This is a genomic window from Paenarthrobacter sp. TA1.8 (assembly GCF_048595705.1).
Lineage (GTDB): Bacteria > Actinomycetota > Actinomycetes > Actinomycetales > Micrococcaceae > Arthrobacter > Arthrobacter nitroguajacolicus.
Genome location: NZ_CP184287.1, coordinates 337,231 through 355,427, shown reverse-complemented (window position 1 = coordinate 355,427; position 18,197 = coordinate 337,231). Strand labels below are relative to the sequence as shown.

At 61.5% G+C, this 18,197-nt stretch carries 16 protein-coding genes and 1 pseudogene; 10 read left to right on the top strand and 7 right to left on the bottom strand.

The genetic code is table 11. The features are described from left to right. Positions 1–40 precede the first annotated feature (40 nt). Positions 41–868, top strand: a complete 828-nt coding sequence (locus ACNAOT_RS01860; RefSeq protein WP_420179807.1) for a helix-turn-helix transcriptional regulator — start codon at positions 41–43, stop codon at positions 866–868. Between the two features lie 31 nt (positions 869–899). Here ACNAOT_RS01860 and ACNAOT_RS01855 read toward each other — a convergent pair whose 3' ends face one another. Both ACNAOT_RS01855 and ACNAOT_RS01850 read right to left on the bottom strand, forming a co-directional pair. Further along, positions 900–2,009 (bottom strand): DNA alkylation repair protein, encoded by a 1,110-nt coding sequence (locus ACNAOT_RS01855; protein WP_420179806.1) that lies wholly within the window; start codon positions 2,007–2,009, stop codon positions 900–902. Positions 2,010–2,087: 78 nt separating this feature from the next. Next, the gene (locus ACNAOT_RS01850; protein ID WP_420179805.1) at positions 2,088–3,371 is read right to left on the bottom strand and encodes an MFS transporter; all 1,284 of its coding nucleotides are present in this window, start codon (positions 3,369–3,371) and stop codon (positions 2,088–2,090) included. Between the two features lie 221 nt (positions 3,372–3,592). On the opposite strand from ACNAOT_RS01850, the gene ACNAOT_RS01845 reads away from it, so the two are divergent. Both ACNAOT_RS01845 and mptB read left to right on the top strand, forming a co-directional pair. Beyond that, positions 3,593–4,468, top strand: coding sequence for an SGNH/GDSL hydrolase family protein (locus tag ACNAOT_RS01845; RefSeq protein ID WP_420179804.1), 876 nt, complete (start codon positions 3,593–3,595; stop codon positions 4,466–4,468). Positions 4,469–4,784: 316 nt separating this feature from the next. Then, the gene (gene mptB, locus ACNAOT_RS01840) at positions 4,785–6,263 is read left to right on the top strand and encodes a polyprenol phosphomannose-dependent alpha 1,6 mannosyltransferase MptB (RefSeq protein WP_420179803.1); all 1,479 of its coding nucleotides are present in this window, start codon (positions 4,785–4,787) and stop codon (positions 6,261–6,263) included. On the opposite strand, the gene ACNAOT_RS01835 is transcribed toward mptB, so the two are convergent. From ACNAOT_RS01835 to ACNAOT_RS01825, 3 genes are all read right to left on the bottom strand, one after another. Then, a complete protein-coding gene (locus ACNAOT_RS01835; protein ID WP_420181103.1) occupies positions 6,260–7,522 on the bottom strand; it encodes a glycosyltransferase 87 family protein in 1,263 nt (420 codons plus the stop codon). The genes mptB and ACNAOT_RS01835 overlap by 4 nt on opposite strands. Before the next feature lie 34 nt (positions 7,523–7,556). Further along, entirely contained in the window at positions 7,557–8,861 is a 1,305-nt protein-coding gene (locus ACNAOT_RS01830) for a glycosyltransferase 87 family protein (protein ID WP_420179802.1), read from the bottom strand. A 115-nt stretch (positions 8,862–8,976) separates the two neighbouring features. Further along, positions 8,977–10,095, bottom strand: coding sequence for an EAL domain-containing protein (locus ACNAOT_RS01825; RefSeq protein ID WP_420179801.1), 1,119 nt, complete (start codon positions 10,093–10,095; stop codon positions 8,977–8,979). A gap of 174 nt (positions 10,096–10,269) precedes the next feature. On the opposite strand from ACNAOT_RS01825, the gene ACNAOT_RS01820 reads away from it, so the two are divergent. After that, complete coding sequence (locus ACNAOT_RS01820; RefSeq protein ID WP_420179800.1) at positions 10,270–11,088, top strand: CPBP family intramembrane glutamic endopeptidase; 819 nt, start codon at positions 10,270–10,272, stop codon at positions 11,086–11,088. Positions 11,089–11,114: 26 nt separating this feature from the next. On the opposite strand, the gene ACNAOT_RS01815 is transcribed toward ACNAOT_RS01820, so the two are convergent. Then, entirely contained in the window at positions 11,115–11,702 is a 588-nt protein-coding gene (locus ACNAOT_RS01815; protein WP_420179799.1) for a MarR family winged helix-turn-helix transcriptional regulator, read from the bottom strand. A 103-nt stretch (positions 11,703–11,805) separates the two neighbouring features. Here ACNAOT_RS01815 and idi point away from each other — a divergent pair, with 103 nt between their 5' ends. The 6 genes and pseudogenes from idi (at position 11,806) to ACNAOT_RS01785 (ending at position 17,629) form a co-directional block, all read left to right on the top strand. Beyond that, a complete protein-coding gene (idi, locus tag ACNAOT_RS01810) occupies positions 11,806–12,360 on the top strand; it encodes an isopentenyl-diphosphate Delta-isomerase (RefSeq protein WP_420179798.1) in 555 nt (184 codons plus the stop codon). Then, entirely contained in the window at positions 12,357–13,514 is a 1,158-nt protein-coding gene (locus ACNAOT_RS01805; RefSeq protein WP_420179797.1) for a polyprenyl synthetase family protein, read from the top strand. The genes idi and ACNAOT_RS01805 overlap by 4 nt, the downstream gene beginning before the upstream one ends. Further along, positions 13,511–14,434, top strand: coding sequence for a phytoene/squalene synthase family protein (locus ACNAOT_RS01800; RefSeq protein ID WP_420179796.1), 924 nt, complete (start codon positions 13,511–13,513; stop codon positions 14,432–14,434). Before ACNAOT_RS01805 ends, ACNAOT_RS01800 begins: the two co-directional genes overlap by 4 nt. Continuing rightward, positions 14,353–16,083 (top strand): annotated as a pseudogene (gene crtI, locus ACNAOT_RS01795) (phytoene desaturase family protein); the annotation flags it as partial. The gene ACNAOT_RS01800 and the pseudogene crtI, both read left to right, overlap by 82 nt. Beyond that, a complete protein-coding gene (locus tag ACNAOT_RS01790) occupies positions 16,083–16,433 on the top strand; it encodes a lycopene cyclase domain-containing protein (RefSeq protein WP_420179795.1) in 351 nt (116 codons plus the stop codon). The pseudogene crtI and the gene ACNAOT_RS01790, both read left to right, overlap by 1 nt. Beyond that, a complete protein-coding gene (locus ACNAOT_RS01785; RefSeq protein WP_420179794.1) occupies positions 16,430–17,629 on the top strand; it encodes a prenyltransferase in 1,200 nt (399 codons plus the stop codon). The genes ACNAOT_RS01790 and ACNAOT_RS01785 overlap by 4 nt, the downstream gene beginning before the upstream one ends. On the opposite strand, the gene ACNAOT_RS01780 is transcribed toward ACNAOT_RS01785, so the two are convergent. Then, positions 17,624–18,154 (bottom strand): MarR family winged helix-turn-helix transcriptional regulator, encoded by a 531-nt coding sequence (locus ACNAOT_RS01780; RefSeq protein ID WP_420179793.1) that lies wholly within the window; start codon positions 18,152–18,154, stop codon positions 17,624–17,626. The genes ACNAOT_RS01785 and ACNAOT_RS01780 overlap by 6 nt on opposite strands. Between the last annotated feature and the right edge of the window lie 43 nt (positions 18,155–18,197).

Genomic DNA, 18,197 nt, shown 5'->3' with positions numbered 1-18,197 from the left:
CTACTAGTAGTGAAAGTACCAGAGTAATAGTGTTGAGTGCGTGAAAGACGAGAGACGCAAGGAACTGGGGCTCTTCCTAAGGACCCGCCGAAACCAGGCCCTCCGATCGGACTACGGGTTGCCGCCTGTGGGGCGATCCCGCGAGCGCGGCCTCCGCCGGGAAGAGATCGCGTTCCTCTCAGGGGTCAGTGTTACTTGGTACACCTGGCTGGAGCAGGGCCGTGACATCAGCCCATCGCGCCAAGTCCTGGAAGCCGTGGCCCGCACGCTGCATCTTTCGGACACCGGGCTGAGTTACGTGCTCTCTTTGGGCGGGTACTCGTCGGCGCTCCCCAAAGGACCCGTGGCGGCCGATGCGCCCGCTCACGTTCAGCGGTTATTGGACGCCTTGGACCCCAACCCCTCCTACGCTTTGTCTCCGGACTGGGGCATCGCAGGTTGGAACCGCGCCTATGAGGCGCTGTACCCAAACATCAGCACGTTCGACGCCGCCGACCGGAACCTTTTGTGGCTGGTCTTCACCGATCCCTTCATCCGCGACCTGCTCCCCGACTGGGATGTCACCAGCAAGCGCTTTTTGGCTGAGTTCAGGGCCGAAACGGGGCAACGCCTGGGCGACCCGGATGTGGAGTACCAGGTGCAGCGGCTCAAGGAGGCGAGCCCTGAATTCCAGGAAAGCTGGGACCGGTACGACATCCTCGGCTTCGAATCCCGTGAGCGGCAGTTCCACCACCCCGCCGTTGGCGTCCTGCATATGGAGCACCACCAAGTGTCACCCTCTGACCGGCCCGACCTTCACATCGTGGTCTACACGCCGGCGCCCGGGAGTGACGCGGGTGAGCAGATGCAGCGGCTGATGGGGGTCTGATGCACATCACGGGACCTGGTGGTGATTGCCTTTAGCTGGGCTCCCTCTTGTTCAGGACGAAATTCGCCGGCACCGACGCGACGCCGTTTGCCTGGACTACTACGTAGTGCTGCCCTGGGTAGTAGGACCGGGTTGTTATTGGGCGGAAGGAATGAGTTTTTCTGACAGTGACGGTCTCGCCGGGCTTAATTTGGCGGGACGTGAGCTTGAAAGTTTTAGCGCTTACCGTGCCGTTGGCCCGCTGGAAACCGATGGCATAGTCAATGGCTGCTTTAGCGGGCTGGGTGCCTTCATTCACCACCTCGACTGAAAATTCCACAGTTCCGTCCCATGCCACTGAAGTGTGGAGGATTCGAGGCTCCATCACCACGAGTTGGCCACCCGAATAACCCAGGAGGCCCAGTGCTTCGGGATTGCCTTGCTTGACCAGGGTCCTGAGTCCATGGCGAATCACCTTGGGAGTGGCGTCATCAGGTTTTCCTGACCAACGGCGGGCAGTAGCTATCACCAACTGTGGATCGATGCGGCTCAGATCATTGAGATGGTTCGCCGCAGAACGTCGAACGTAATCGGCAGGATCTTGATAGGTGGCATCCAGGATCCCCTGCGTTGCGGCTGGATTGGCCACCAGCCAAGGAACTCTTTTGGCCCACGGCAAGTAAGCGCGAGAGCCCTCGGTAGCGAGCCGGCGGACGTTTTCGTCTTCGTGATTCGTCCAGGTTTGCATGGTCGCGATAGCTCGTTCCGGGCGGGCAGCTATAAGGTCACGGATGGCGAACTCTCCCGTTAGCCTGCTGGTTAGGCGGGACAGGACTGCAAGAGCGGCATCAAAGTCCGCGAGCGACGCCGATTGCAGGGCCCTCCCGGTCACGACTTCGGTTGCCGGCCAGACCATCCATCCGGTAAACCGGGGGTCGTCGAGAGCATCGAGCATGACCTTCTCAACAGCGAGGTAGCCCGCCGGCAAGTCCTCAAGGAGCGCGTCCCTGACGATATCAACACGCTGCCGGAGGCGCTGTCCGCCAAACAAGTCAGGCGACCGCTCCAATGTTGTCAGTTCAAGGCCGGGCTCGGCGCTCATCAGTATGGAGCGCAGTTCGGTGACCACACTGGAATTGATGAGCTCATCCATTGCACCCATATATGTTTCTCCTTCGCCGGTGTTGCCATGGTAGGCGATGGGGGTGACAACAAAAGCGGGCTGGCAACCCACGGTGTACTAGCCCTTAGGCGGGGCAGCGAGCGGTTGCTTGTCGAGCTGCGACGGTTCGGGAGCTGCAGTCCTTTCGGCTGTAATCCGTCCTAGGATCACCACCAAAACCAGAGCCACAATCACAGGTATACACACAGAAAGGACAATGGTGCCGGTATCTACGCCAAGGCCGATGAGAATTCCGCCGAATATCGGGCCCACCACCGATCCGAGTCGCCCCAATGAAGCTGCCCATCCCACCCCCGAGGTCACAGTTGCTTGAGGGTAGAGAGTCACTGCCACAGCGGCCTGGCCAATCATGCCGGCTTGGAGCCCAAGACCAACGCCACCGAAGACGATCAGTAACAGCGCCTTGTCCGGACCAAGGAATGCCGAGATGACGAGGAACACAACCGCTGCTGCTGAAGTCCAGGCCAGGACTGTGGTCATCCGGCGTCGACGTGATCCCAGAATCAGCACACAGGCGCCAACAATGCTTCCTACGCCCAACGCCGCCGATCCCAAGGGCGCCAGACCAAGACCAAAGCCGTAGCTCGTAAGCAGGGTAGGCAGCCACGAGGAGAACACGTAGTAAACGGCGAAGATAAGGAATGAGAAAGACCAAAGTAAAACGGTTCTGCTCCGTACAGGTCCATCGAAAAGGCGGGAAACCGAGGCGTGGTGCTTGGCCACTGAAGTATCCATGGGGGTGATCGACGCCTGTTTACCCGATAGGCCGATCCACAGGAACGGCAGGAGCACGCCTGAGGCGATGGCTCCGAGAATGAAAACCCATTCCCACCCGAGCGCATTAGTGATCACACCCCCGCCGAGCCCAGCGATAAGTGCCCCGAATGAAATACCGGTCATCACGACCACCGCAATCGATTGGCGATAACGCGACGGATTGACGGCGGTCGCATGTGAGACAGCCGCAGGCAGCACGGCCCCTAACCCCAGCCCGGTCACGAAGCGAAGAATGGTCAGCTCCACTATTGAACCTGACCACGCCGTCAGCAGTGAACCAACGGTGAAGAGCACAACGGCGGAAAAGATGACATTCCTTGTGCCCATTTTTGCTACTAAGCGTCCTACCGCCATGTAACCGAGAGCCACCCCCGCGCTCGTAAATGCGAGGGCCGGGGTGAAATGGGCGGGCTCAACTCCCCATTCCTTTGATATCGACGGAATGGACACCCCGAGTGCGACCGTGTCGTATCCATCGAGCACTACAGCGGCAAATGCAAGGCAGAGCACCCACCAGTTCGGTTTGATCTCATCCTGTATTTTGGGTTCGCTCATCGTCTCCATCGGACATCCTTAAAGTTGTGAGGGCTTCAAAGTCGAAGCAGGGGCCTGCCGTCCGGGAACCATCGAAGTGCGCGAGTACTCACTTTCTTGATTTAATGTATCTTAGCATTGAGATTCTACAAAGTGACTCATTTCACGCGCTAGTCCCTCTGGCAGAAGCAAATAGCCTCCACAGGGCAGTAGCTGTACAAAAAATCCACAATTCGGCGCACTATGGAGGCATGAACGCTCCCGGCGCCAACGGCTTTGCGCAGGGTGGTTCCGGTAGCTTCGGGGCCGGCCTGCACCCGTGGTGCCGTTATGTGGCTTTGGGCGACTCGTTCACCGAAGGTTTAGGCGATCCAGAACCGCGGAGCCCCGGCGGCCTCCGCGGCTGGGCGGACCGGATCGCGGAAGAATTGGCCACCGGTCACGACAATTTCGCCTATGCGAACCTGGCCATCAGCGGGAGGCTGCTTCACGAGATTCTCGAAGAGCAGGTGGGTCCGGCCATCGAGCTCCAACCTGATCTGATCACTCTTAACGCAGGCGGCAATGACTTGCTGTTCCACAGGAGCGATCCGGACAAACTTGCCCTTGAACTGGACGCGGGTGTGGAAAGACTGGCCTCGACCGGCGCCACGATTGTGCTCTTTACCGGCCCGGACTGGGGTGCGACCCCAGTGCTGGGCCATACTCGCGGCAAAGTGGCCATCTACAACGAGAACATGCGGGTAGTTGCCGCCCGCCATGATGCCCTGATCGCAGATCTCTGGGCGCTACGCCAGCTCACGGACCCTCGAATGTGGAACGCGGACCGGTTGCATTTCTCGCCGCTGGGCCAGCACACCATCGCCATCATGGTGCTCGATATCCTCAATGTTCCGCATACCCTGGAACCTTTAGCACCCAAGCCCCTACCCGAGCGCAGCTGGCGTGAGGCGCGGGCGGGCGACATCATCTGGGCTCGGGAACATCTCTTCCCATGGGTGGTGCGGCGCCTGACGCAACGAAACGTTGACGATGGACGGCACCCAAAGCGACCCGAGCCAGGCCCTGTCTTTGGGGCAAGCATGCCTCCCGGGGCATACGTAGGGCCGGACCCGCGTATCGACTGAGACCAGGCATGAAACACTCGACCACTCCGTGTTGCAGCTATGGAGTCCGTCACCCTTTGCCGCGCCTGTAGTGGTGTTGGCTGGATGAACGCTAAAATTTCACTTGCCGCAAGTACAAGCCCTTCGGCATCAATCCGCGTTGCATTTCTTAGGAGCGCCATACCGTGAGTGGGGGAACCGACCAGTCATGACGGCAGGTAGTACCCCCAGTCCTCATCCCGGCACTTCAGCAGCCACCAACCAGCCTTCATCCACTACGACGAAGGCCCCAAAGCCGGCAGCTCCTGCAACAAAGCCCGTAGCGTACCCCGCCATTTTGCAGGGGTTCCTCGGTTCACTGTTCATGTTTGCAGGGTCCATTGGCATCGGATGGATCGCCAACGGATCCCCGATGATCCGCCACCCCATAGTCATTGCCCTGCGCACTGAGGGCTGGGGAGTAACGATCTCCGCCGTCCTCCTTACCGTGGGCGCCATGGTACTGGTTCGGTCCTGGCTGAGGTTGGGACAACGGATGGGCAGTTGGGAGGGGAACTCCCTCAAACCGATCGTTGCAGCGATCGGAGCATGGTCCCTTCCGTTGCTGTTCGCTGTGCCCGTCTATTCCCGTGACGTCTATGCGTATATAGGCCAGGGCCGCCTGATGATGGAGGGCCAAGACCCTTACGACGTCGGCATCTCGGCTTTGAACAACTGGTTCGCCTTGGGTGCGGACCCGGCCTGGGCGGAAGCCCGCACTCCGTACGGGCCCTACTTCTTGTGGATGGCCCACGCCGTGGTGGCCATTACGGGCGCCCAGCCGGACGTCTCAGTCCTGCTGTTCCGGCTTCTGGCCGCCGGCGGGGTGCTGTTGTGCGTTGTGTACGTCCCCAAACTCGCGGAGCTTCACGGGATTAATGGTGCCCGGGCGCTCTGGATTGCGGTGGCTAATCCACTCTTCCTCATCAGCTTCGTCGCCAGCGCCCACAACGACGCCATCATGGTGGGCTTCGCGGTAGCGGGAACCTACTTCGCAGCCACCAAGCGGCCGTTATTGGGGATCCTGTTGGTCACGCTTTCCATCGGAATCAAACCGGCCACCGTTTTGTTGCTTCCCTTCATCGGGCTGATGTGGGCTGGTGCCGGAGCGTCCTGGCCGCGCAAGTTCGGAATCTGGGCCGCGACCGCGAGCATCAGTTTCGCTGTTCTGGTGATCAGCGGCATCCCTTACGGCCTGGGTCTGGGCTGGGCGTGGGCCATCACGGACCCCACTCCCGGGTTCACCGGCTACTCGCCGTCGGGATTCCTCGGCCAGCAAATCGAGTTCCTCGGCAACGCCCTGGGGCTGCCGGGCAATGCGATGGCCGACGTCCTGCGAGCGGCCATGAAGTGGGGTGCAGTCGCCCTGGTCCTCGTTCTGATGTTCCGCGGAGACCACTCCCGCGTGGTGCGGCGCATGGCCCTTGCCTTCGCAGCCATCGTGCTGCTCTCCCCCATCATTCAGCCTTGGTACATTCTCTGGTTCGTCCCCTTCCTGGCCGTGACGGGGATCAGGGACGACTGGCAGATGCGGTGCCTCTACGTCGGCGTGACATTCTTTGTGGTGTTCGGTGCGCAGGACCAGTTGTCAGTCTGGTCCTTCGTGGAGGTCTCCGTGGACCTGTCCTCGTTGGCCTTCGCCATCGCGCTTCTGTTCGCGTTCTACCTGGTGTTCCTGGACATCCACACCCGCAGGCTTCTGGTCCAAGGCAAACTGTCGCGCTGGGTGGGGCAGACTGACCGTCGCCTGCTCCACCGCCCTCCGACTATCCGCTAAAGCGCTTTCGGGACCACCGGAGCGCCATCCCGGTTCACGCGCCGCCCCAATTCAACCGTCCTCTGCACCGACCACCACAGCAGCACCACCAGCAAGACATTCCGGGTGGTCAGCACAGCGGCCATGATCGGGTGGGCGTGGATGAGCGGGGTGTAGAACAGCGGATAAATCACGAACGTTGTCATGGCAATGCCCATCAGCAAGGCAGCCGGCACTTTCCACCGGTTCCAGTCGTGCGTCAGGCCGGCAATGATCACAGGGGCCAGCCAGATGATGAACTGCGGCGAGCCCACCTTGTTGAACACGATGAACGCCGTGGTCATCATCAAGGCACCCTCGAGGAACAGTTCCTCGCGCTCCGCTCCACGATTGAGTGCACGGATCAGGAGGATGGCGGCCGCAATCGCGGCAACTATCAGCAGCGGCTGCATCAGGAACGCCGCAACCTCGGCACCGGGCCCGTAGACCTCTGTGGAGTTGATGGCTGTATTGTCGGCCATTTTGGATCCGGCGATGTTGAAGACGCTCAGCCACACCCAGGGCGTGGAGAAAGTGGCTTCCAGCTGCATGCCGCGCTCGCCCTGGTTGATCAGGAAGTCCAGGATGTGGCTGAAGCCACCAGCGAGGTAGGTTCCTAACCCTACGACGGCGGTGACGCCCACCCCGGCAGCGATCATCTGCAGCCGGTTGCGGGAAGCGATGATGATGGGTACCAGCACCGCTGCAGGCCACACTTTGATCCACGTTGCGATGCTCAACAGGACGGAGGCAACAACCGGCCTTTGGGCAGCGCAAATCAAGGCAATCAAAACAATGGAGGTGGTGATGCCTTCAACGCGGGCAAAGCTGAGGTATCCCATGAACATTGTGAAGAACAGCCACCACCATGCGGGCGCGATCCCGGTGACCCGCCGTGGGCCACGCGTCAGGTACCAGAGACCCAACGCGTTGAGGGCCGTGATCAGCAGGGTCCACATCAGCAAGTAGAGGTCCGGACCGGCAATCCCCGCCAGGAAAATGGGAATCTGGGCCAGCACGGGGTAAACCCAGGGGCTGATCTTCCCGTTGAGGTTCTCCGGGTTGTAGCCATCCATCGCCCACTGGCGGTATTGCTCAGTGTCGCTGAAGGTGTTGCCGCTGAGGAAGAAAGAAGCCATCCAGCACAGGAAGTAGAAATGCACCACGGCGAATCCCCACCACACGCTGGAGGGGCGGGCGAACCACGCTACAACTGCGGGAGGAAGGACACGGCTGCGGATACGGACCAGCTGGTCGAAGAACGTCGCGGAAATCTTAGTGCTCCTTGCCCGCTGGTGCACTGACCACGGAGGGCTTACGGCCCAGTGAATACAGGCGACGCGCCGACCAGAAGAAGAGGACCACCAGCAGGACGTTGCGGATGCTCAGGACCAGGGCCATCCAAGGATTGTTGTGACTCAAAGCATCGTAGAAGAGCGGGTAGATGAAGTAGGTGGCAACGGCGATCACTATCAGCATGGTGGCCGGAACGCGCCACTCTTTCCAGTTGTGCGCCAGCCCTACAGCTACAGCCGGTGCAAGCCACACCATGAACTGCGGTGAACCCACCTTGTTGAAAACGATGAACGCGGTCACCAGCGTGAGGGCTCCTGAAAGCAGGAGTTCTGTCCGGTCCACTCCGCCGTTGAGCTTGCCTTGGTGCAGGGCCCAGAAGGTCAAACCCGCGACGGCGGCCGCTGCCAGCAGGAGGAGGGGCTGCATCAGCACGGACATGAACGCAGTGCCGGGTCCGTCCACCTGCATGGAGTTGATGTCAGTGTTCATATACATGCGGGAATCCCCGACGCCGAGGACCGACAACCACAGCCATGGGGTGGTGAAGGTCGCTTCGAGCTGCATGCCGCGATCTCCCTGTTGTGTCAGGAAGTTCAGCAGCTTGGGAACGGCACCAACTGCCGCTGCCAGCCCAACCACAACCGCCGTCGTCGCAATTCCTGCCGCCACAACGTGCAGGCGTTTCCTGACCACTGCGAACAGGGCCAGCATCACGGCGGCGGGCCACACCTTCACCCAGGTGGCGACGCTCAGAAGGACCGACGCGACGAAGGGCCGGGTGACACCGTAAACAAGGGCCACGAGGACTATGGGGGCAGTTAGTCCGTCAACGCGGGCGAAGCCCAACCACCCCATGAGGAAGACGAATACCAGCCACCACCAGGCAGCCGGCATTGCTTCCTGCCGGCGGCCGCGGTCGGTGAGTTTGAGCACCGCCCATCCGTTCAGCAGCGTGGTGAGCAGGACCCAAAGGAAGAAGAAAGGGCCAGGACCGGCTACAGCTGCCAGGCCCATGGGAATCAGCGCCAGGATGGGATAGACCCACGGGCTGGGTCCCCCGGTGAGGTTTGCGTCGTCGAATCCGGCAAGCGCCCATTCACGGTAGATAAAGGTGTCGCTGAAGGCTTCGCCGCGCAACGAGAGCACGGCCCCGAAGACCAGGAACACCAGGTGAATCACCACGAAGCCCCACAGCAGGCCCCGCGGGGAGTTTATGCGTGCCGCCAACCTCGCTGGGATTGTTTTACCGCGGATTTCCGCGAGCTTACTGAAAAAACTGTCCATCAACGAAGAACTTCCTGGCTAGGTGGGTCCTTGCCTCAGCAATCCCCAATTTTCTTGGGACCGAAAAACCCCCGCATGCTACTTTACGCGAGACACCCAAACGCCCGGCAGTTGCTTACCCTGCGGGCTGGGCTTCCGTCTGCGCGCGTATGCTCCATGCGGACCAATCCAACGGGTGAACGGAGGGACGGCCCAGGAGGTAACCTTGCGCTGCTGTGACCTTCAGCGCGGTGACTTCATCAAGCTCGGCTGCAGTTTCGATGCCTTCTGCAATGATGTCCGCGCCGATCTCCCGCGCCAGTTCCACGATGGCCCTGGCCCGGATTTTCTGACCGTCGCTGCTTTCTATTCCCTCAATCAAATGACGGTCCAGCTTGATGATGTCGGGGCGCAGCTGTTCAATCCGTTCCATGGAAACCAAAGCTGCACCGGACGCACTGATGGCGAGCCGCAGGCCCAGGGTTCGCAGTGGCCCCAGGCCGTCGTCGCCGGTTTGCCCTTCCACGGATTCCAGGCTGCCCGTCAGTTCAACAATGATCCTGTCCGGAGCCAGTGCTGCTGCAGCAAGAAGATTCCGCACTCGGGGGTCATTGGACGTTGCGGGGGTGAGGTTTAGCGCCACGGACATGTTGTCCGGGACGTCGTGCGCTGCCGTCAGGGCGCAGTGCAGTGCGGCAATTTCGAGTTCCGTGCCCAATCCGGCTGCTGCGGCCTCGTTGAACCACACATCGGCTCCGGCTCCATCCTCGCCAACGAACCTGGTCAGCGCCTCTACGCCCACCACCTCGCCTCCAGGCAGTGCATGGACGGGCTGGAAAGCTGTCAGCAAGAGCTTGTCCGCCAGGATCGACTGGATGCCTTCGCGGACCTCATGGCTAACAGGGACCGATACTGTCCGGGCTGTGTCCGAGGACTCCAAGTGCAGGCTGGCAACTTCACGCTGAACCGGGACCTTGGCCGTTGAACCCGGCGGCTTGCGGGTCTCGAGCAAGTGCTCCAGCAACGCACGCTCCGGGTCGTCGGGACGTGCCTCAATCAACGCGCGAAGGTTTTTCCTCGCTCCTTCGCTCCGGGCATCACTGTCGGCAAGGATGGATTCAATGATATCCAGCACTTGTTCGCGCATGGTCATGTCTTCGCTGGCCGGCGCCACAACAGCGTCATCGGCCGCCGCAGCGCCATCCTTCGGTGAGCTGCCGCTTTCCGGTTTAAAAGAGCCCGCGTCTTGAGCCATTAATTATTCCTTTGTGTGTCCCCCACTGGCAAAGCCAGCCATGACATGACCTCCACGAAAACGTGTGGGCCTTGTCACGAATCTTACAGAGGAATCAGAGCATCCGAGACACCGCAATGACTCCTGACAAGGGAAAACGTGTCCTTGGACGACAAGCCCTGACATGCTGGAGGGGTGACATCCATTTCAACGGAATCACCCCGCACCGCACTCAGTTGGAAGCTGCTGCCGGCGGCGTTGCTTTCCTTGTCCGGCGTGCCGCTCTTTGCGATGGGCAACGAGCTGCTCGGCTATAGCCTGCTGCTGGCGAGCGTGGCCACCGCGGCTTTCATCGACCACCGATTGATGCGACACCTCGCATTGATCGCGGCGGGCATGACCATCTTCAGCTTGGTACCGCTCAACGCCGACCTCAGCACAGAGCACATGGCCCTCATGGGCGGCGCCCTGGCATTGGCTGTGCTGGTGCCATGGCTGGTGTCCCGGTTCGCCTACCGCGAGGACATCATCAAATTTCCCGTGAACACCGGCCGCAAGTGGCCCTTGGCAGCGAAGCTGTACCTGATAGGCGTGGTGGCGCTCGGTTACTTCATCCTGCCGGTGTACCTGATCCGGACAGGTGTTTACCAAAACTGGCCGGATGCTTCCGATCCCGATATCTTCTGGCGGCTCTTCCTTGGCGTCAACGCCGTGGGTATCTGGGATGAATTGTTCTTCATCTGCACCACCTTCACCCTGCTGCGGCAGCATTTTCCGGACTGGCTGGCCAACCTCCTGCAAGCTGTGGTGTTCTCGTCATTCCTGTGGGAGATCGGCTACCAGTCGTGGGGTCCGCTCCTGACGTTCCCGTTCGCATTGCTGCAGGGCTACACCTTCAAGCTCACCAAGTCATTCACGTACGTGGTGTCCGTACACCTGCTGTTCGACTTCGTGCTGTTCCTCGCGCTGGTGCATGCACACAACCGGGACTGGCTGCCGATCTTCCTTTACTAGTCCGGCTCTCTGAATCGGCGGCGGGCCTACGTCCCCGAACCTGCCCACGCTTCATGTGAAACTTCGATCTCCTGTGCCATGTCGTCGAGGAATCGAATCACCGATTCCCGTTCGGGAGGGCTCAGCCTGGCCGCAGCGAGGAACCGTTTGGCCTGCTGCCGCCCAACGGTCCTCATGGCGGCCTCGTGCGTTTCGGGTGTGATGGCGATGGCGAGGGCGCGGCGGTCGGAGGGGTGCGCGCGTCGCGTGACGTGGCCGGCGCGTTCCAACCGGTCGAGCAACTTGGTGGTTGAGGCTGTCGAGATATTGAGCCGGGAGGCTATTGCGCCTGGTGTGGCTATCACGCCATGGTTGGCGCAGACAATCAGGTAGTGCAGCGCACGCATGTCGGACTGGTTGAGTTTCATGTACCGGAGCGAGGCGTCGGAGAGGCGTTGTTCGGCTTCGCGCAATCTTCCCAGCGCTGCCATTACGTCGCTGATTTGCTGGACATCCGCGTCGGAGAGGTCGGAGCGATCCACCAGTTCCTGATGAGGATCGTTGGCGTCCAAATCGTAGATGCCAGCGGAAACCGGGGTCCCGGCTTCTTCAGGTGTCTCTTCAGGACTGGACATGTTTGGTATGTTACACCTAACTTCCTACATGGTAGCCTTTCTTCTAGCTTGTCTAGCAATATTCAGATTTCGGGCAGAAACAGGGTGTGGAGGAAGGCGCAACATGAACGCGACAGAGATGGTGGTCCTCCTTGATGACGCCGGGGCGCCCATAGGCGAGGCTCCCAAGGCAGGAGTTCACACACTGGATACGCCCCTCCACCTCGCCTTTTCCTGCTACCTGCTCAACGACGCCGGGGAAGTTCTCCTGACCCGCCGTTCACCCGAAAAGAAAACGTGGCCCGGTGTTTGGACCAACAGCTTCTGCGGCCACCCGGGCCCCGGTGAAGAGTTCGAGGATGCGGTTCTTAGACGCGCGCAGTTCGAACTCGGAGTGGACGCCAACAGAATTGAACTGGTCCTCCCCCACTTCCGATACAGGGCAGTAGATCCAACGGGCATAGTGGAAAACGAAATTTGCCCTGTCTACATAGCCCGCATCACCGGGGTGTTGAAGCCGAATCCCGCCGAGGTAGCGGACTGGGCCTGGATCTCACCCGCACTGCTGGCCGATGCTTTGGAACACACACCGTCCGCTTTCAGCCCGTGGCTCGGGCTTCAATTCCCGGAGCTCCTCGAGGCGAACGCATTGCCACTCCAAGCTGGAGCCGAAGCATGACCATCACCTCAAGCGCCGTACGCGGCCGCACCGATCTTTGCACTGCGATCGAAAACGAGTTGAGCGGACTCATCGGCAAAAGGGCCAGCGCAGCGACCGCCTATGGCCCGGACTTCGCCAGGATTTGGGCGCTCGCGGGCCAGAACGTCTTGGGCGGCAAGTTCGTCCGGCCCTTGTTACTCATGGAAACGTACGACGCCCTCTGCCAGCGGCATCAACAGTACGACTCCGCACACTCACGTCAGCGCGAGACCGCCATCAGCATCGCCGCCGCCATTGAACTCCTGCATTACGCCTTCCTGCTGCACGATGACGTGATCGACGGCGACCTTGTCCGACGCGGGCACCCGAACCTGATCGGTTCCCTCCTCGCGGAAGCCTCCGCAACCGCCCGCACGGACGCCGCGGACGGCGCGGACGGCGTTAATGGCGCTGACGGCGTTCGTGGAACCCGCGCCGGTAGCAGCCTCCACTGGGCCCAAACCGGCGGAATACTCATGGGCGACATGCTCCTCGCGGCTACGCACCAGTCCTTCGCCCGGGCGGATCTCCCCCACGAGCTTCGCCTGCGGCTCCTCGACCTCCTGGAACACACCATCAACGAGACAGTGGCCGGCGAACAACTGGATGTGGGTCTGGGTGACGGCGTCATAGCCCCGGACCTCCAGACCATCCTGGTGATGTGTGGCTACAAAACCGCCACGTACACCTTCGAGCTCCCGCTCCGTGCCGCCGCTACGCTGGCCGGCGCCGACTTCGCCGTCGAGAATTCGCTCGCAACCGCCGGCAGGCATCTTGGGCTGGCTTTCCAACTCCAGGACGACCTCCTGTCCACGTTCGGGGATCCTCGCCGCCACGGCAAGGATCCCTTTTCGGACCTCCGCGAGGGCAAGGAGACGGCCATCATCGCCCATGCACGGACAACGCACGCTTGGCCGGACATCGAGCCCTTCTTCGGCATGCCCGAGCTCAGTGTCGGCGACGGCGAGCACGTCCGCCGGCATCTCAGCGATTGCGGAGCCGAGGCATTCGTCCAAGGCCTTATCGAGGAACAAATGCAGGCATTCAACAGTCAGCTGACCACCACCATCCCGGCAAGCGTACGCAACGTCCTGCTTGACCTCGCGGGACAGCTGGAAGGACGGCAATCATGACTGTCGCCACCGATACCTCGTTGACGCATTTCACCCGGACGGCCGAGCGCGCCGCCAACCAGGTCATCTCCGCATACTCCACCTCGTTCGGTTTGGCATGCAGGCTGCTGGGATCCAGGCACCGCCAGCACGTCCGCAACATCTATGCCTTGGTACGGGTGGCCGACGAACTCGTGGACGGCGTCACGGCGGAAGCCGGCCTGAGCTACCAGGAGCAGTGCGACGCCCTGACGCACTTCATTGATGAGACACACCGGGCCGTCAAACTCGGCTACAGCAGCGACCTCATCATCCACGCATTCGCCCAGACGGCCCGTGCGGCGGGGATCGATGACTCGCTCATCGATCCGTTCTTTGACTCCATGCGCATGGACCTCGGCGAGCGCACTGACTTACTTGAGAGAAATGCGGCCCCGCCCGCACCGCTCCGTTTCGACGCCGACGCCCACGACGGTTACGTCCACGGTTCCGCGGAGGTGGTGGGGCTGATGTGCCTGCGCGTCTTCATGCGGGACGAGAAGATCGACGACGGCGACGCTGCGGCTTTGGAGCACGGCGCCAGCAGGTTGGGCGCTGCTTTCCAGAACATCAACTTCCTCCGGGATCTTGCGGACGACACCACCCGGCTGGGGCGCAGCTACCTTGGCACCGCAGACCATCTTGAGGACCGCGACCGCATGGGCTGGGTCAGCACCATTCGGGCGCAGCTTGCCGACGCCAACGCCGTCATTCCAATGCTTCCGCGCGACGCCAGGGCTGCTGTCCGGAGCGCGCTGGCACTGTTCCAAGCGCTCACCGACAGGATCGAACAGACCACCGTGGACGAACTCTACCGCTCCCGGGTCCGTGTACCGGATCCCGTGAAAGCCGGGCTTGCCGCTCGCGCCGTCGCCTCAACCTGGATGGAGTTGCACCGATGACCCGGACAGTAGTGATCGGCGGTGGCATCGCGGGGCTTGCCACCGCCGCGCTACTCGCCCACGAAGGACACGAGGTCCAGCTCCTCGAACAGCGTGACCAGGTGGGCGGCCGTGCCGGCAGCCTCGAGAGGGACGGCTTCCGCTGGGATACCGGCCCTTCCTGGTACCTGATGCCCGGCGTTTTCGACCACTTCTTCAATCTGCTCGGCACCAGCACCGCCGAACAGTTGGACCTCAGGACGCTCAACCCTGCGTACCGCATCTTCAGCGAACCAAACCACGACGGCGTGCGGCCCGACCCGCTCACCGTCCCGTTTGGCAGTGACCAGGTTTTGGAAACCTTCGAGCGAGTTGAGCCCGGCAGCTCCAAACAGCTCAACTCCTACCTCGCTTCTGCGCGGCACACCACGGAAATGGCCGAAAGGTTCTTCCTCTACAACCCGTTCACCAAACTCCAGGCGCTGCTTCAACCACAGGTTGTGCGCAGCCTTCCCAAGCTCGCGCAGCTGCTCCTGACGCCCCTCGATAAATACGTGGCCCAGCGATTCGAGCATCCAGTGCTCCGCCAGGTTCTGGGCTACCCGGCAGTCTTCCTGGGCACCAACCCCTCCGATGCGCCGGCCATGTACCACCTGATGAGTGCTTTGGACCTCGGGGACGGCGTGCAGTACCCGATGGGCGGCTTTTGGGCCCTCGTTGAGCGCCTCGAAGCATTGGCGCTCGACGCAGGGGTCAGGATTCACACGGGCGCGGAAGCCCTCAAGATCACCACGCGCGAAGCCACGCACACCAAGAAACTGGGGCGCTTTGACGGCCTGAACCTTCCCTCCGGCCTTACCGGCAAGGACAGCCGCGAAGTCACGGGCGTTAAGTGGCGCGACAACTCCGGGGCAGAGCACTACAGCGTTGCGGACCAGGTGGTCTCCGGCGCCGACCTGCACCACACCGAAACCCAGCTCCTGGGCGTTAGGGACCGGAGCTACAACAAAAAGTACTGGCAGAGCCGCACCAGTGGGCCCGGAGCAGTGCTGGTGATGTTGGGTGTAAAGGGTGCGCTGCCGGACCTTCCCCACCATTCCTTGTTCTTCACCCGGGATTGGGAGTCAAACTTCGCCTCAATCTTCGGTGAAGAACCGGGCATTCCGGATCCCGCGTCCATTTACGTCTGCAAGCCCAGTGCTACCGACGGCGGTGTCGCACCACCGGACCACGAGAACCTTTTTGTCCTGGTTCCCATCCCCGCCGACCCATCCCTGGGAGCGGGTGGACCTGATGGCAGCGGCGATGTGCTGATCGAACGGACTGCCGACGCCGCAATCGACCAGATCGCCCAGTGGGCCAACATTCCGGACCTCCGCGAACGCGTGGTGGTCCGGCACACCATCGGACCGGCCGACTTCGCACGAGATTACAACTCTTGGCGGGGCGGCATGCTGGGACCGGCACACACCCTCCGGCAAAGCGCGATGTTCCGGGCCCAGAACTCGTCCAAACGTGTTCGCGGCCTCTACTACGCGGGCGCCACCACTGCACCGGGTGTCGGTGTGCCCATGTGCCTCATCAGCGCCGAGCTGGTGTTGAAGCGAATTCGCGGCGATCACAGCACCGGCCCTACCACTGTGAGGCCTGTAGCTAGCAGGATTGGCTAATGGGTGTTCTTTACTTGCTCTCATTGCTGCTGGGTATCACCTGCATGCTGCTGCTCGACCACCGTTTCCGACTGTTCTTCTGGCGGGACGCAAAAGCAGCGGCAATCGTGACCGCCGTCGGGCTCTTGTTCCTTCTTGCGTGGGACCTGGCCGGAATCGGACTGGGGATCTTCCTGCGCGGGGAAGGCACCATCGCCACGGGGTTGCTGCTCGCGCCGGAGCTGCCCATTGAAGAACCCGTGTTCCTGATTTTCCTGGTGCTGTGCACGATGGTCCTGTACACAGGTGCGCGGCGACTGCTTGACCGTTTACTGGTCACTCGCCGTGAGAAAGAGCGGGAGACCGTATGACGTACCTGTGGCTCGCGCTCGCCTTCATCGCCGCGGCAGCCGTTGCCGGCGTGATCTTCGCTCGTCAGGGCGCCCGGCCCGGTGAGGCTGGCAAGCACTGGAAAGCCGTAGGACTCGCGTTCGCGGCCTTGGCCGTCCTCACTGCCGTGTTCGACTCCGTCATGATCGGGATGGAGCTCTTCCACTACGACTCTTCGCATATCCTCGGCCTCAAGATTGGCTTGGCACCCATCGAGGATTTCGCTTATCCGCTGGCGGGTGTCGTGGCGCTACCTGGCTTGTGGATGTGGCTGACGCGCAAGCGTAAGGGTTCCAGTTCATCCAACCTCAAAAGCCTCGTCCCCCAAGCCCTGCTGGCGTCACGACCGGTCAGTTGGATCAACACTGCCTACCCGTTTGCCGCCGCCATGCTCTTGACCACCCGCGAGATCGACTGGGTTCTGATCGTTGGCACGTTTTACTTCCTGATCCCGTACAACCTGGCCATGTACGGCATCAATGATGTGTTTGATTATGAGTCGGACCTCAAGAACCCGCGCAAGGGCGGCATCGAAGGCGCGCTCCTCCTGCCGCACCTTCACCGGCCCATGCTGTGGCTCGCGGCGATCACCAACATTCCGTTCCTGCTGGTACTGGCATTCGCTGGTGGGCCTGGCGCGTGGGTCAGCCTGGCCGTAAGTGCATTCGCCGTGGTGGCTTACTCGGTTGCAGGACTTCGCTTCAAGGAACGCCCCGTCTTGGACTCGCTGACGTCGAGCACGCACTTCGTCAGTCCCGCCGTCGTCGGGTTGGCATTGGCCGGCGCTGACGTGACGCCGGGGCTGCTGATCCTGCTGGCCGCGTTTTTCCTGTGGGGAATGGCCGCACACGCCTTCGGCGCGGTTCAGGACATTGAACCCGACCGGCAAGCCGGCATTGGCTCCATAGCAACGGTCATCGGTGCCCGCCGGACGGTGAGGCTCGCCGTCGGACTCTGGCTTGTTGCCGGACTGGCCATGCTGGCCACGCCGTGGCCGGGGCCGCTCGCGGCGATCATTGCCGTGCCGTACATCGTCAACTGCGCCCCGGACTGGAACGTCACGGATACGACGGCGGCACGCACCAATGTGGCATGGCGGCGGTTCATCTGGCTCAACTACGGTTCAGGATTCCTGATAACGCTCATTTTTATCCTGCAGTGGAGCCTCGCGTCATGAAGGCGGCGTTTGTTCGGGCGCCTCAGGTTCTTCGTCGATCGTGTCCAACGCTTCACGCATGTGCTGCAGGAAGTTCACCACTACCTGCGACTCGTCAGGGCTCAAGGCGCACGCCGCGTCCAGCATCCGGCGGTGCATTCCGCCCAAAGTGTGCCGCACTTCCTGGTCCGAGCCCGGAGTGGCCTTCAGGATCAATGCCCGACGATCAGTGGGATGGGGTTCGCGCCGAATATGGCCGGACTCCACCAAACGGTCAATCAGTGTGGTCATGGACGCCGACGTTATGCCGAGCTTGTCGCCCAAGTCCTTCGGCTTCATCACTTTGCCCGCGGCCTCGGCTTCGAAGAGATAACGCAGGGCCAACAGATCCTTCTCTCCCATTCCCATGGACGAGCGGGTCCTGCGACGCATCGCTTGCTCGGAGGCGCGGTAATCCCGCAAGGCGTTCAGGACATCAATGGCAATGGCCTTCTGGCCCGGGTCTTTCCCGTACCAATAGCCCTTTGCGTGGCCTTCCGAGTCCATCCCACATTCCTTCGATAAGCGTAAAGCTCGTTTCACTAGCATT